This window comes from Corynebacterium sp. UMB8791 (assembly GCF_054166365.1).
Genome location: NZ_JBSZCG010000082.1, coordinates 1 through 14,189, shown reverse-complemented (window position 1 = coordinate 14,189; position 14,189 = coordinate 1). Strand labels below are relative to the sequence as shown.

The following is a 14,189-nucleotide window of genomic DNA, read 5'->3' as shown; positions in this document are numbered from 1 at the left end:
TGGCGCCGTGGATAAGAATACGACGCCAAACCAAGACCCCTACCTCAAAGACGAGTACAACCCCGACCGCCCTGCCGAGCCCAAGAAGCAGCGCGCAGTCATCGCGACCATCGCGATCGCGGCCTTGGTCGCCCTCGGCGGCTGGCTCATCTACGGGCCGGAGCAGGACGAAGCACCCACCCAGTCGACGGACGGCTCCGTCCAGTTCCCGATCGACGCGCCGTAGTTTTGCGGCTTCCGCTACTCAGCTTTTGGCTTAAGGGACATTTTGTGTGTATAAATCTATCTGGTTTCCCGGGATGACCTCGGCCAACAACCAGATATGGTTTTCAAAACAGTTCCATTCGCCCGTTTTGAGAAATCAACACCGAATGACGCCTGGTGTGTGATCTGGAGTCTGCGGGTAGCGCAGGGACCCGCGGCATCGAGGGCTCTAGGGGACTAGAACCAGCCGCCTGCGCGTTGCGCGGCCACATATAGCCAGGGGGACGCGCAAAGCCCTTGACGTGCACAATTCTGGTCGCATCGAGGCGCTCGGGTGTTCCGGTCGACCTCATTGCGTCGACCAACCCAGGTCAGCCCGATTTGGATGGTTTTGGGGCTATTTTGCCGATTTTGCGCTGACCTGCGTTGGTAAACCGGAGTAGGTCGACCGGAAGAGGTCAACGGGAAAAGGTCGACGGACCGAAAGAATTCGGTACCGGCATTGATCATCAGTGGAACCCCAGCTTAGGCGTGAGAAAAGGGTGGGCTGGACACAGTTAGTTACACACAAAATGTCCCTTAAGCCCAGCTTTTGGCTTTTGCGGCGCGCACAAAAGAACCTCCGACACTGCGTCATTTGCAATCCCGGAGGCTCTTTCCTCTTGTGCGCCCGGTGAGACTTGAACTCACACGTCAAAGACACTGGAACCTAAATCCAGCGCGTCTGCCAATTCCGCCACGGGCGCATAAAGCGCCTTTCATCCTACACACTGCACAAGTGGGCACAAACTAGCAGGAAGGACCGGGGCTGCTGCTACCAGGTTGGCGGAGGTGTCCGCCGCGCGGACACGCGATCTGCTCCACCTGTCCGCGGCAAGACATCAAATGTTTCCGCCGCGCGGACACACAACCCCCTTTTCATCTTCCACCCCGCGGACACAGGATCCACTCCCCCGTTGTCCGCCGCGCGGACACGCGATCTGCTCCACCTGTCAGCGGCAAGACGCCAAATGTTTCCGCCCCGCGGACACACGCAACCGCAGAACAAGTATCGGGGCCGCAAAACTTGTCGGAGGGGGCGTCGATAAGTGTTGTTGCTAGACTGAAGCACTGTGAGCGAGCAAAACAGTTTCCCAGGTGAAGAGGGCGCGCCGAAGCGTCGGCACGTTCGGGTTCGCGCATGGCACGTCGTGTTGCTCTTCGCCGCGGTGATTACGTGCTGTCTGCTGGCGTACTGGCAGTGGACCCGCTACCAGTCTGGGACAGGAACGTTCCAGAACCTGGGGTACGCGTTGCAGTGGCCGTTCTTCGGTGCGTTTTTCGTCTACGCCTACAAGGCGGGGTTAAAGATGGAGAACGAAAAGATTGATGCGCTGAACGCATCGGGGTCGATGGATGAGCTCTACGAGGCGGACCTTGCACGCTACGGTGCGGACGGCAACCGTGATCCGGTGGAGATTGATGAGGATTTCCTGCCGGAGCGTCCTACTCTCGATGTGGAAGAATACAACTCAATGCTCGCACCACGCCGTCGTGGTTCGGCGGATCCAAACAGCGAACCAAACAGCGAGCCGAAGAGCGAACCGAACAGAAAGTGAGAGGCCTGAAAGCATGACCCAGCCGCAGCCAAACGCAGCAGCACCCAAGATTCACCCGGAGCGCCAGCGCCGAGTAAAGCAGGCACTCACGGCGTTCTCTGTCGCAGCGTGGGCAACAGGCATCCTGCTGCTGCTCCTGTGTGCGCGCATGATCATGCAGTACCTCTTGCACATGGACGTGTCCATGCTGGAGTGGGTGGCGCGCGTGCACGGCCTGGCGTACATCCTGTTCCTGGTCACATCGCTGAACCTGGGGCTGAAGGCCCGTTGGGCTGCGCAGACGTGGGCGGTGACCGCGATTTCTGGCGTCGTCCCCTTCTTGTCTTTCTGGGTGGAGGCGAAGCGCCGCAAGGAGGTCACGCGCACGTTCCAGCTACGCTAGCTGCCCACGCTAGCTACAAAGCGCCGCGATGCGCGGTGCCAGCGCCCGCAACGCCGTCCCACGGTGTGAGCGGGCGTTTTTCTCTTCCGGTGTGAGCTGCGCTGATGAGCGACCGGGGGTGTCGGTTGGTTGGAAGATCGGGTCATAGCCGAAGCCGTGCTCGCCCTTCGGCGCTTCGAGCAGGCTACCCTCCCAGCGGCCCTCGGCGGTGAACTCCTCACCTTGCGGGGTCACGAGCGCACAGCAGGACACGAACGCCGCGTCACGCTGAGCGATGTCCGCCATCTGTGCGAGCAACAAGTTGTTGTTCGCGGTGTCGGTGTCTACGGCGCCGTGCTGCCCAGCATGCCCAGACCAGCGGGCGGAGAGCACACCCGGCATCCCGTTGAGCGCGGCGACGGCCAGGCCGGAATCGTCCGCCACGCACGGCAGCCCGGTGGCTGCTACCCCGGCGCGCGCCTTGATCAGCGCGTTCTCCTCAAACGTCAGCCCGTCTTCTTTCGGCTCCGGGTACGGCTCCACCTCGCCGAGCGCGACGAGTTCCACGCCGTCGATGCCGCAGTCGTCGAGCACCTGCTGGAGTTCTTTGAGTTTCTTTGCGTTATTGGACGCAACCAGCACCCTTACCGTCATGCTAGCGCGGCTTTCTGCGCCTGGATGAGCTCGTTCAAGCCCTTTTGTGCCACGTCGAGCATCTGGTTGAGCTCCTCGCGGCCGAACAGGCCGTGCTCGCCGGTGCCCTGAATTTCGACGAAGTTGTCGCCCTCCTGCATGACTACGTTGAGGTCAACTTCAGCGCGGGAGTCTTCTTCGTACGGCAGGTCGAGGCAAACACGGCCGTCGATAATCCCTACGGAGACTGCGGCGACTGGTGCGAGCAGCGGCTCACCCGGTACGACGCCACGCTCCTTGAGGACGGAGATGGCGTCCGCAAGCGCGACGTACGCGCCGGTGATGGAGGCAGTGCGGGTACCGCCATCGGCCTGGAGGACGTCGCAGTCGAGCTGGATCGTGTTCTCCCCCAGCTGGCGCAGGTCCACCGCAGCGCGCAGCGAACGCCCGACCAGGCGGGAGATCTCGTGGGTGCGGCCCTTCACCTTGCCGCGCATCGATTCGCGTGGCATGCGCTCGTGGGTTGCGGCCGGGAGCATGGAGTATTCGGCGGTCAGCCAACCTTCGCCGGAATCCTTCTTGAAGCGCGGCACGCCTTCCTCGATGGAGGCGGTGCACATGACGCGGGTGTTGCCGAACTCTACAAGGACGCTACCTGCCGGGTTCGAGGTAAATGAGCGGGTGATACGCACCGGGCGCATTTCGTCGAGCGCGCGCCCGTCTGCGCGCAGAAAATCAGAAGTTGTCATGCCCTCCAGGGTAACGCACTGCGTTACAGCTCGAAGCAGGCGCCGGGCTCGCCGAGCACCGTCGGCCCGCCGAACTCGCGCGCAGCGGCCTCAAGCGTGGCCTGCTGGTCCGCCCACGGCTGGATGTGCACAACCACGAGCTTCTTGACGCCCGCTTCGCGCGCAATCCGCCCCGCTTCTTCACCAGACAGGTGCATGCCGGGCGCCATCCCCTCGGATGTCGGACCCCAGGCGGCCTCGCAGAGGAAGAGATCTGCGTCGCGGGCCGCCTCGACTAGGTTAGGCGTGACCCCGCTATCGCCCGAGTAGACCAGCGTCGCGCCGGTCTTCTTGCACGTGACCCGCAGCGCGTGCGATTCCTGCGCCGGGTGATCCACCGGGAACGGGGTGACCTGCACGCCATCTATCTCAACCGGGGTTCGTGGGCTCCACGTGTGTACGTCAAAGGTGTCACTGATGTCGTCGACCTCGTCGGCGGTGTTCGCGGCCATGCGGCCAAAGTGCGTCGCAGCGTGGCCTGGGCCGTACAGCTTATGCGCGCACTCCGCGGGTTTCTCCGGGTGGTAGCGCCGCCATACCAGCAGCGAGGGCACGTCAGAGCAGTGATCCGCGTGCAGGTGCGAAAAAATCAGGTGCGCGTTGGAAGGATCCATTTCTTCGCGCGTCTGCATCGCAGCCAAGGCGCCTGGCCCAAAGTCCATCAGTATGTCCGGGTTGCCCGGAGTACTGATCACATAGGACGAGCCGGGATTACCGGGGGCGCCTAAACTCCCTGAACACCCGAGAATGGTCAACTTCATGGAATTACTGTGCCATGAAAACTACGCAATTTCTAACGTTTCCACTAAAAACGCTCAGTTTTGTAGCCATGTCAGTAAAAACCGGCAGCTGTGGCCTAGCTCATGGGGTGGTTTACGGCGTGCACCATCGGCCCAAGGAAGCGCGTCGCGAGGGAGTCAAACACTGCCGGGTCGCCGGTGGACTCGAAAGTCCTCGTTGGCTCCACCTCAGGATCCGCCAGCAAGTCGCGCTCAGTGAGGATGCGGAGCACGTCCTTCGCAGTCTCCTCCGCTGAGGACACGAGTGTGACGTCGTCCCCTACGGCAAGCTGCACGATGCCAGAGAGGAGCGGATAGTGGGTGCAGCCCAGCACCAGCGTATCGACGCCCGCTTCGCGCTGCGGCGCCAAGTACTCCTTGGCAATGCTGAGGATCTCCGGGCCCGACGTCACGCCACGTTCCACGAACTCGACAAACCGCGGGCAGGCAGTGGCCGTCACCTCCAAATTTGAGTTGAGCGCGAACAGGTCCTGGTATGCCCCGGAGGTGATGGTGCCCTGCGTACCGATGACACCAATTTTGTTATTTCGCGTCGTCGCGATTGCGCGCCGCACCGCTGGTTGAATCACCTCAACAACTGGGATGTCGTAGCGCTCGCGGGCGTCGTGCAAGAATGCGGAAGTGGCCGTGTTGCAGGCGATGACCAGCATCTTGCAGCCGCGGGCGACGAGTTCGTCGGCGATACGCATTGCGTGTTGGCGCACCTGCGCAATCGGCTGCGGGCCGTACGGGCTGTTCGCGGTATCGCCGATGTAGATCATCGACTCGTTGGGCAGCTGGTCTATGACGGCGCGGGCTACCGTCAGTCCGCCCACGCCAGAGTCGAAAAGACCGATAGGAGCATTGTTCTCGAGCGTTTTCACGTCACATCATCCTAGCCCATAGGGCTGATTCGGATTCTTGCGCTGTTTCTTCTGCGCTTTCTTCATCGCAAGCTCCGGCGGGTCGTCCGAGGTGATAATCATGCCCGCCGCCATGCCGCCAATCGCTCCAAAGAGGTGCGCCTGCCAGCTGACGCCTTCGACCAGTGGGAGCACACCCCACATCAGACCCGAGTACGTAAACCCGAGGATGACACCAAGCAACACCTGGCCCGCCGACCTATTAAAGAAGCCGCGCACCAGCAGGTACGCCAGCCACCCGTAGACCAGGCCCGAGGCACCAATGTGGTTCGTGCCGATACCGCCAAACAACCAGGTTCCGATGCCGCCAATCAGCACCACGAAGGCCGTGACCTCCCAGAACACCCGCTTACCGGAGTACCCCACCAAGAACGCGAAGAGCGCACCCAATCCGGTGTTGCCGATCAAGTGGTCCAGGTCAGCGTGCAGCAGCGGCGAAGTGAAGATGTGCCAAATACTGGTCAGATCCAGCGGGTGCACGCCAAAGTCGTTGAGCGCCCCGCCGAACACCGCCATGTTCAGGATGTGCACGGCCCAGATAATCGCGATGTAGCCAAGGGCGAACAGCAGCCCGGTTCTGCGCTGCTGCTTGAACTTGCTCTTGCGCTGCGCGGCGGGGTCCATCGCAGGGTCGACGCCGAACGCGGCAAGCTGCTGGTCCGGGTGCGAGAACGGCCGGTCGAAGGGCTTGCCGTAACCCGGCTGCCCAGTCTGGCCGTAGCCCCAGCCTGGCCTCGGTGCGTGTGGAGGTTGCGTCATATGCTTACTCGCCCATCATCGCCTGCAGCAGCGACTCCTGGCAGAACGCCAGCCACTCGATGAGCTGCGCGCGTTGCTGCTCGGCGGCCTCGCCGCCGCGGTCGTCGGCCGAGACGTACAGGCGCATGTCGTTGAGCGCCGCCAGGAACTGGTGTGCCTCCTCTTCCTCGATGGTCACCTCAACGCCACCGGTTGGGCCCAGCGCCTCGTTGACCACCTGCAGGTTGGTCAGCTTCGCCTTGATGATGTCGTTTTCGTGCAAGCTGCGAAGCAGGCCGTTGTCGCCCTCGAACTCCTCGTCCTGCTCCCGCTCAAAGTCCGGCAGCAGGCGGGCTAGCTTCGGGTCCGTCGGCGCCTCGGAGTGGCCCACAGACAGCCCCATCATCTCCGAGAACTCGTCGCGCGGCGCGGACTGCGCCCTAGCGATCAACGCCTCGGACACCGTCGCCGTCAAGTCCCCGATGATCTCGCGCTCGAGGGGGTCAAACAGCGTCGTAAATTTGATGCCTGAGCGCAACAGGCCCTTCTTCTTCCGCCAAGCTTGCATTCGCTACTCTCTCCTTGCCCTGGCCTATCCGGCCTGCTGCATTGTTGCCCAGAGGCCAGCGGTGTGCAGCTTCTTCACGTCGCCCTCGACCTTGTCTTTTTCACCAGAGGACACCACCGCTTTCCCCTCGGTGTGCACCTGCATCATGAGCTCCTGAGCGCGCTTGCGGTCGTAGCCCAGGACTGTTTGAAAAACGTAGGTGACATAGCTCATCAGGTTGACGGGGTCGTCCCACACTATGCACATCCACGGCAGGTTTTCGCTCGTCGCAACCTCGACGTCGATGGCTTCGTCGAGCTCAGGAGACGCCATCGGCGAACTCATCGCTACAATTCCTGTCTTTTTCATGTGCACCACCTTACCTGCTTCGGAAACACGACGCCCGCCCGCATTGTGTGCTAATACGCCAACCAAGCCCGTCGACCCACTACACTCATCGAACATGATGCAAAACCAGGCCCACCCCAACTACTCGACGGCATTCCTGACGGACATGTACGAACTGACGATGCTCGACGCTGCCCTGCAAGACGGCACCGCATACCGACAGTGCGCCTTCGAGGTCTTTACCCGCCGCCTGCCGAATGACCGCCGCTACGGCGTCGTCGCAGGCACCGCCCGAGTTGTCGACGCGATTCAGAACTTCCGATTCACCGACGCCCAGATCGAGGCGCTCGACTTCCTCTCCGACGAGGCCAGGGAATACCTACGGGACTACTCGTTTTCCGGCCAGGTCGACGGCTACCGCGAGGGCGATATTTACTTCCCCTACTCCCCCATCATGACGGTGCGCGGCACCTTCGCCGAGTGCGTGATCTTAGAAACAGTCATCCTCTCGATCCTCAACGGCGACTCCGCGGTCGCCTCCGCTGCATCCCGCATGGTCACGGCAGCTGATGGCCGCCCGATCATCGAGATGGGCTCGCGCCGCACCAACGAGCAGGCAGCGGTCTCTGCTGCGCGTGCCTCCTACATCGCGGGGTTCGTCGGCACCTCCAACATGGAAGCCTCCCACCGCTACGGGATCCCAGCTTCCGGCACCGCCGCCCACGCGTGGACGCTGCTGCACGTCGACGAGGAGGGCCGCCCCGACGAGGTCTCCGCGTTCAAGGCGCAGGTCGAAAGCCTGGGCAAGGACACCACGCTGCTCGTCGATACCTACGACATCACCAAGGGTATCGAGCACGCGCTCGAGGTCGCGGGCACTGAGCTCGGCGCGATCCGCATCGACTCCGGCGACCTAGGCATCGTCTCGCGCCGCGTGCGCGCCCAGCTCGACGAGGCCGGCGCGTTCAACACCAAGATCATTGTCTCCTCCGACCTCGACGAATTCGCCATCGCGGGCCTGCGCGGCGACCCTGTCGACGGCTTCGGCGTCGGCACCTCGGTGGTCACCGGCTCCGGCGCACCGACGGCCACGCTGGTGTACAAGCTTGTAGAGGTCGACGGCCACCCCGTGGCCAAGCGTTCCTCCGGGAAGCGCACCTACGGCGGTGCAAAGCTGGCCAAGCGCGCCTACCGCGCCTCCGGCGTCGCGGTGGCGGAGCTCATCTACCCACTGCGCGCGGAGATCGACACCAAGCCAGCCCTCGAGTACCGCGACCTGGTGGTACCGCTGATTCGGGATGGAGAGGTCGTCGACAAGCATGACGAGCTCGAGACCGCCCGCGAGCTGCACAACACCGCGCGCACCACCCTGCCGTGGGAGGGCCTGGCGTTGGCGAAGGGCGACGCGGCGATCCCGACGCGCTTCGTCGGCTTCCCTGAGCCCACCGAGTAGGTAGACTTTCCCGACGTGAGTGACCAGCCTTTCGCCCAAACGACCGAAGACCTGCTCGCGGCCGCCGTCGCCGCTCTCGGTGGCGCAGAGCGCCCCGGGCAGGTCGCGATGGCGAAGGCCGTCACCAAAGCGATCGACGCCGGCCGGCACCTCGCCGTCCAGGCAGGCACAGGCACCGGCAAGTCGCTCGCCTACCTCATCCCCGCAATTCGGCACGCGCAGCAGTCGGACAGCACGGTCGTCGTATCGACGGCCACCATCGCGCTACAGCGCCAGCTCGTCGAGCGTGACCTGCCCCGGCTCGCCGACGCCCTCGAACCGCTTCTGGAGCGCCGCCCCACCTTCGCCATCCAGAAGGGGCGCAACAACTACGTCTGCTTACACAAGATCGGGCTAGACGAGGAGACCCCTGAAGCGCTCATCGAGGAAGACGACATTTCCTGGCTGGGGAAGCACGTCAAGCGCGTCGCCGAGTGGGCGCAGGACACCGAGACCGGCGACCGCGACGACCTCGAGCCCGGTGTGCCCGACCTTGCGTGGCGCCAGGTGTCCGTCACCTCCAACGAGTGCCTGGGGGCCAGCCGCTGCCCGCACGGCGAGGAGTGCTTCGCGGAGCTTGCGCGGGAGAAGACCCGCTCCGTCGACGTGGTGGTGACGAATCACGCGCTGTTGGCGATCAACGCACTCGCCGACGTGGACGTGCTGCCGGAGCACGACGTCGTCATCATCGACGAGGCCCACGAACTCGACGGGCGTATCACTTCCGTGGCCACCAACGAACTGTCCGCCCGCGCGCTGACGCTCGCTGCACGGCGTGCGGGCAAGCTCGGCGCGGACAAGGCGGTGCTCGAAGACGTCGCCGACGACTTCAGCGCAGCCCTCGCCCTGGAGGAGCCCGGCCGCTGGGAACGCATCTCCGATCCCGCGCGCGGCGCCTTCACCGGGGTGCGCGACGCACTGTGGCGCACCCGCAACGCCATCGCCGACGCCCCCGAGGGCGAGGCCGCGAACGACCCGGAAACCGCCGCCGAGCGCGGCAACCTCAAGAACCACCTCGAGGACCTGCACGACGCCACCGTCCGCATCCTCGAGGTCTTCGACGAGGACGACCCTGCCAAACATTACGACGTAGTGTGGCTGACGCGCTCTGACAAGTACGACGACTCCGTCGCCGTCGCACCCCTTTCCGTCGCTGCGCTGCTGCGGGAGAAGCTCTTCGGTGAGCACACAGTGGTGCTCACCTCCGCCACGTTGACTGTCGGCGGTAATTTCAACGCCATGGCGGCCTCCTGGGGGCTTCCGGACAAGACCTGGGACAGCCTCGACGCCGGCACTCCTTTCGACCCGGCGAAGTCGGGCATCCTTTACACCGCCAAGCACCTGCCTGCCCCGGGCCGCGACGGCCTGTCGGATGCGACGCTCGACGAGATCGCCGAGCTCATCACCGCCGCTGGTGGCCGCACACTCGGTCTGTTCTCTTCGCGCCGCGCCGCCCAGCAGGCCGCGGAGGCGATGCGCACCCGGCTCCCCTTCGACATCATGCTGCAGGGCGAGGACTCGACCGGCGCGCTCGTGGACAAGTTCGCCCGCAACGAGAACAGCTGTCTGTTCGGCACGCTGACCCTCTGGCAGGGTGTCGACGTCCCCGGCCGCGCCCTCTCCCTCGTCATCATCGACCGCATCCCATTCCCCCGCCCCGACGACCCGCTGCTGCAGGCTCGCGCCAACGCCGCGGATGCTGCCGGGCGCTCCGGGTTTATGGAGGTCTCCGCCACACACGCCGCCCTCCTCATGGCGCAGGGCGCGGGCCGCCTGTTGCGCTCGGTCAGTGACCGCGGCGTCGTCGCCGTGCTCGACAACCGCTTAGTGACGAAGCGCTACGGGTCCTTCCTGCGCCGCAGTCTCCCAGCTTTCTGGGAGACCACGAACCCAGATACCGTCAGAGGCGCGCTGCAACGCTTAGTGGCGGCTCGCTAAACGCGAGCGCTGTCACCGAACCTGGCGCGACCTCGGTAAAGCCGGCGTCGGCAACCACCACGCCGTCGTGTTCGCGTGCGTACGCGAGGCACTCCGCGAACACGTCGCTGTCCGCCTCGCGGACGCTCAACGGGAAGCCGTCCTCGGCCCACGCCTGCACCCACTCGAGCGGGCGCTGCGCTGCAAGCAGCATCGACGCATGCCCCACCTGCGCCGCCGCCTTCCCCGCGGACATCTCGAGCCCGGCATCCACCACAATCACAGGTAGCGACGCCCCCACCTGCCCCTCCACGGACTCCAGAGGCAGGTCCGTTCCCTTTATCTGCAGCTTCGCCACCTCATGCGGCACATCACACACCGCGGTCGGCACGAACGCCCGCACCGACCCAACCGTCACACCCGGGACAGACTGCACGTCCCGCCATGCCTTGTTCCGAGCACGGCGCGTGACCTTGCGGATGCGGTGGTCGTACCAGCACCGCAGGTGCTCCCGCCACGGACCAGCCTGGCCCGCTTGCTCCGCGAGGCAGACGGCGACGGTGGCGCGGGCGGCGTCGACAAGCATGGCGTTTCGCGGCGGCGGATCCTGCTTCGGCAGGTTGATCACTAGCTGCATCGCCTGCACCGTTTCAAGGTTGCGCGGATCCTCGCTGCGCTGCCGGTAGTCAGCGCTGGTGCATTCGTGCAGAAGCTGCCAGGCTAGCTCTCTACTCATGCTTCAGGGCTCGTCAGCGCAACGCGGCCGTCGATACCTTGGCGCTCGTTCGAGTCATCAATTTCGTCGCGCGGAATGCCGATCATGTAGAGCACTTCGTCCAGGAACGGGTGGTTGACCGACGCGTCCGCGATTTCCTTCAGTGCCGGCTTCGCGTTAAACGCGATGCCCAAGCCAGCGACCGACAGCATGTCAATATCGTTCGCGCCATCTCCCACCGCGATCGTCTGGTCCATGCGCAGGCCGCTGTCCTCAGCAAACTCGCGCAGGAACTCCGCCTTCGCCTGGCGGTCCACCACCTTGCCGATCACCCGACCCGTCAGCTTCCCATCCTCAATTTCGAGAGTGTTCGCGCGCACGTAGTCGAGCTCCAGCTCCCCCGCCAGCCCCTCCAGCACCTGGATGAATCCACCGGACACCACTGCGGTGCGGAACCCCATCGAGTTCAGCGTACGAATCGTGGTCCTTGCACCAGGCGTGAGCACGATGTCCTTCGCCACCTGGTCAATAACGGACGCGTCGAGACCCGCGAGCGCCTTCACCCGCTCACGCAGCGACTCCTCAAAGTCGAGCTCGCCGCGCATCGCGCGCTCTGTCACCGCGGCAACCTCTGCCTCACGGCCCGCGTGCGCCGCCAACATCTCGATGACCTCACCAGTAATCAAGGTTGAGTCGCAGTCGAAGCACACCAGGCGCTTCATCCTGCGGTGCAGGCCCGCGTGCTCCATCGCGATGTCGATGCCCAGCTCAGCGGAAATCTCCGCAAGCTTCTTACGAATCTCCTGCCCGTCGCCCGGCGAGTAATTCGGCATCGTGATGCACAGCTCCAGGCCCGTCACCGGGTACTGCGCGATGCCACGAATCGTGTCAATGTTGGCGCCTACCGACGCCAACTCCGTCCCCAACCTGGAAACCGCTTCCGCTGTGACCGGATTGCCAAGGACCACCACCACGTGAGTAGAGCGGGGGCGACGCTCGGAGCGTTCAGACACATCCGTCTCGATTGTGACTCGCTGCCCGTAGTCCCACAGGGCAACGCGCAGTTCGCGCTCGATGTCCACCAAGTCGTTTGGGTCCATGCCCACGAAGGCTGCCAGCATCATGCTTCCCCGGAAGTCCGTCTGCTCCACATCGAGCAGCTGCACGTTATGGCGCGACAGGGTGGTAAAGAACGATCCCGATACGCCTGGGCGGTCTGGGCCCGACGCGGTGATAACCGCAGGCTTGAGACCTGCTTGCAGCTCTACCTCAAACGCCGTCATTGGTGGTGTACTCCTTCGTGTTACTGGCTGACTGTGATGAGGGTAGCACCTTTTGACAACACAAAACCCCTCATCGGAGAACCGATGAGGGGTTTGATCTGTCAGGATGAGGGGTTCACCATCTGGTTACTTCCCGGAGTTCGTGCCCTTCCACGTTGCTGGGGTATCAGCCTTGTGGTTGCTGTGAGCCTCGCGGCGCAGCTGCTCCACCATGTGCGGGTAGTGCAGCTCGAACGCAGGACGCTCGGAGCGGATACGTGGCAGCGCGGTGAAGTTGTGGCGCGGTGGCGGGCAGGAGGTTGCCCACTCGAGCGAGTTGCCGTAGCCCCATGGGTCATCCACGGTGACAATCTCGCCGTAACGCCAGGACTTGATGACGTTCCAGATGAACGGCAGCATACCGATGCCCAGGATGAAGGAACCGACCGTGGAGATCTGGTTCAGCAGCGTGAAGCCGTCGGTATCCAGGTAGTCAGCGTAGCGGCGTGGCATACCCATGTTGCCCAGCCAGTGCTGGACCAGGAAGGTCATGTTGAAGCCGATGAACGTGAACCAGAAGTGGATCTTGCCCAGGCGCTCGTCCAGCATGCGGCCGGTCATCTTCGGGAACCAGAAGTAGACACCAGCGATTGCGGAGAACACCACGGTACCGAACAGGGTGTAGTGGAAGTGCGCAACCACGAAGTAGGAGTCATGCAGCTGGAAGTCCAGCGGTGGCGAAGCCAGCATAATACCGGTCAGACCACCGAAGAGGAACGTGAACAGGAAGCCCATCGCCCACAGCATCGGAGTCTCGAAGGTGATGTGTCCGTTCCACATCGTGCCCACCCAGTTGAAGAACTTCACACCGGTCGGGACGGAAATCAGGAAGGTCATGAAGGAGAAGAACGGAAGCAGAACGGCACCGGTTGCGAACATGTGGTGTGCCCACACAGCCATCGACAGGCCAGCAATCGCGAGCGTTGCGAAGATCAGGCCGATGTAGCCGAACATTGGCTTACGGGAGAAGACCGGGATGATCTCAGAGATGATGCCGAAGAACGGCAACGCCAGGACGTACACCTCAGGGTGTCCGAAGAACCAGAACAGGTGCTGCCACAGGATTGCGCCACCGTTTGCAGTGTCGTAGATGTGGCCGCCCAGCAGACGGTCGTACAGCACGCCCAGTGCAGCAGCGAGCAGCAGCGGGAAGATCATCAGCGCGATGATCGAGGTGACGAACACGGTCCAGGTGAACGCTGGCATACGGAACATCGTCATGCCTGGCGCACGCATGGTGAGCACGGTGGTCAGCATGTTGATCGCGGATGCGACGGTACCGATACCGGTTGCGCCCACACCGACGATCCACAGGTTCGCGGATACGGATGGGGTGTGCGTTGCGTCAGCAAGCGGCATGTACATGGTCCAGCCGAAGTCAGCCGCACCACCCGGGGTCAAGAACCCAGCCAGCATCGCGAAAACACCGACGGACGTAATCCAGAAGCCGAACGCGTTCAGACGTGGGAACGCCACGTCCGGCGCGCCAATCTGCAAAGGCAGGACGTAGTTGGCGAAGCCCCATACGACTGGCGTACCGAATGCGAGCAGCATCACGGTGCCGTGCATGGTGAACAGCTGGTTGAACTGCTCGTTGGACAGGAACTGCAGGCCCGGGCTGAACAACTCAGCACGGATCAGCAGAGCCATCAAGCCACCAACGAAGAACCAGATGAAGGACATGATGATGTACATGATGCCCAGCTCTTTGTGGTCTGTCGTGGTGAGCTGCTTATAAATCTGAGAGCCGATCCGGCCATTGCCAGTTGGCTCTGGACGTGTCGACTGGACTTTTGTCTCCAGCCTTGGCGCCGCAGCGGTCAT

At 63.4% G+C, this 14,189-nt stretch carries 15 protein-coding genes and 1 tRNA gene; 5 read left to right on the top strand and 11 right to left on the bottom strand.

All coding sequences use genetic code 11. The features are described 5' to 3' along the window. Nucleotides 1–7: 7 nt before the first annotated feature. Complete coding sequence (locus ACXIUA_RS02225) at nt 8–226, top strand: hypothetical protein (protein WP_071573756.1); 219 nt, start codon at nt 8–10, stop codon at nt 224–226. A 643-nt stretch (nt 227–869) separates the two neighbouring features. On the opposite strand, the gene ACXIUA_RS02220 is transcribed toward ACXIUA_RS02225, so the two are convergent. Continuing rightward, a tRNA-Leu gene (locus tag ACXIUA_RS02220) sits at nt 870–950 on the bottom strand. Between the two features lie 366 nt (nt 951–1,316). On the opposite strand from ACXIUA_RS02220, the gene ACXIUA_RS02215 reads away from it, so the two are divergent. Together ACXIUA_RS02215 and ACXIUA_RS02210 are read left to right on the top strand one after the other, a co-directional pair. After that, a complete protein-coding gene (locus ACXIUA_RS02215) occupies nt 1,317–1,802 on the top strand; it encodes a hypothetical protein (protein WP_070478458.1) in 486 nt (161 codons plus the stop codon). A gap of 13 nt (nt 1,803–1,815) precedes the next feature. Further along, the gene (locus tag ACXIUA_RS02210) at nt 1,816–2,184 is read left to right on the top strand and encodes a DUF3817 domain-containing protein (RefSeq protein WP_256007924.1); all 369 of its coding nucleotides are present in this window, start codon (nt 1,816–1,818) and stop codon (nt 2,182–2,184) included. Nucleotides 2,185–2,193: 9 nt separating this feature from the next. On the opposite strand, the gene rdgB is transcribed toward ACXIUA_RS02210, so the two are convergent. The 7 genes from rdgB to clpS all read right to left on the bottom strand — a co-directional run bounded on the left by rdgB (nt 2,194) and on the right by clpS (nt 6,916). After that, nucleotides 2,194–2,817 (bottom strand): RdgB/HAM1 family non-canonical purine NTP pyrophosphatase, encoded by a 624-nt coding sequence (gene rdgB / locus ACXIUA_RS02205; protein WP_457975989.1) that lies wholly within the window; start codon nt 2,815–2,817, stop codon nt 2,194–2,196. Beyond that, entirely contained in the window at nt 2,814–3,545 is a 732-nt protein-coding gene (gene rph, locus ACXIUA_RS02200) for a ribonuclease PH (RefSeq protein ID WP_070478462.1), read from the bottom strand. The genes rdgB and rph overlap by 4 nt, the downstream gene beginning before the upstream one ends. A 23-nt stretch (nt 3,546–3,568) precedes the next feature. Beyond that, nucleotides 3,569–4,345 carry an MBL fold metallo-hydrolase gene (locus tag ACXIUA_RS02195; protein WP_070361989.1) on the bottom strand — a complete coding sequence of 259 codons (777 nt, stop codon included), beginning with the start codon at nt 4,343–4,345 and terminating at the stop codon, nt 3,569–3,571. Nucleotides 4,346–4,440: 95 nt separating this feature from the next. Continuing rightward, nucleotides 4,441–5,247: a glutamate racemase gene (gene murI / locus ACXIUA_RS02190; protein ID WP_070361988.1), complete on the bottom strand. Its 807-nt coding sequence runs from the start codon at nt 5,245–5,247 to the stop codon at nt 4,441–4,443. 6 nt (nt 5,248–5,253) lie between these two features. After that, entirely contained in the window at nt 5,254–6,045 is a 792-nt protein-coding gene (locus ACXIUA_RS02185; RefSeq protein ID WP_457975988.1) for a rhomboid family intramembrane serine protease, read from the bottom strand. Nucleotides 6,046–6,049: 4 nt separating this feature from the next. Continuing rightward, the gene (locus tag ACXIUA_RS02180; protein ID WP_070361986.1) at nt 6,050–6,592 is read right to left on the bottom strand and encodes a DUF2017 domain-containing protein; all 543 of its coding nucleotides are present in this window, start codon (nt 6,590–6,592) and stop codon (nt 6,050–6,052) included. Nucleotides 6,593–6,616: 24 nt separating this feature from the next. Continuing rightward, nucleotides 6,617–6,916 carry an ATP-dependent Clp protease adapter ClpS gene (gene clpS / locus ACXIUA_RS02175; RefSeq protein ID WP_071565662.1) on the bottom strand — a complete coding sequence of 100 codons (300 nt, stop codon included), beginning with the start codon at nt 6,914–6,916 and terminating at the stop codon, nt 6,617–6,619. 118 nt (nt 6,917–7,034) lie between these two features. Between clpS and ACXIUA_RS02170 the strand changes: the two genes are divergently transcribed. Continuing rightward, nucleotides 7,035–8,372: a nicotinate phosphoribosyltransferase gene (locus tag ACXIUA_RS02170; RefSeq protein WP_457975987.1), complete on the top strand. Its 1,338-nt coding sequence runs from the start codon at nt 7,035–7,037 to the stop codon at nt 8,370–8,372. Nucleotides 8,373–8,387: 15 nt separating this feature from the next. Continuing rightward, nucleotides 8,388–10,349 carry an ATP-dependent DNA helicase gene (locus ACXIUA_RS02165; RefSeq protein ID WP_457975986.1) on the top strand — a complete coding sequence of 654 codons (1,962 nt, stop codon included), beginning with the start codon at nt 8,388–8,390 and terminating at the stop codon, nt 10,347–10,349. Here the strand turns inward: ACXIUA_RS02165 and ACXIUA_RS02160 are convergent. The 3 genes from ACXIUA_RS02160 to ctaD form a co-directional block, all read right to left on the bottom strand. Continuing rightward, nucleotides 10,312–11,064, bottom strand: coding sequence for a peptidyl-tRNA hydrolase (locus tag ACXIUA_RS02160; RefSeq protein ID WP_457975985.1), 753 nt, complete (start codon nt 11,062–11,064; stop codon nt 10,312–10,314). The two genes, ACXIUA_RS02165 and ACXIUA_RS02160, sit on opposite strands and share 38 nt — an antisense overlap. Next, nucleotides 11,061–12,326, bottom strand: coding sequence for a phosphoserine phosphatase SerB (serB, locus tag ACXIUA_RS02155; protein WP_457975984.1), 1,266 nt, complete (start codon nt 12,324–12,326; stop codon nt 11,061–11,063). The genes ACXIUA_RS02160 and serB overlap by 4 nt, the downstream gene beginning before the upstream one ends. Before the next feature lie 126 nt (nt 12,327–12,452). Beyond that, nucleotides 12,453–14,189 carry an aa3-type cytochrome oxidase subunit I gene (gene ctaD / locus ACXIUA_RS02150; RefSeq protein WP_457975983.1) on the bottom strand — a complete coding sequence of 579 codons (1,737 nt, stop codon included), beginning with the start codon at nt 14,187–14,189 and terminating at the stop codon, nt 12,453–12,455.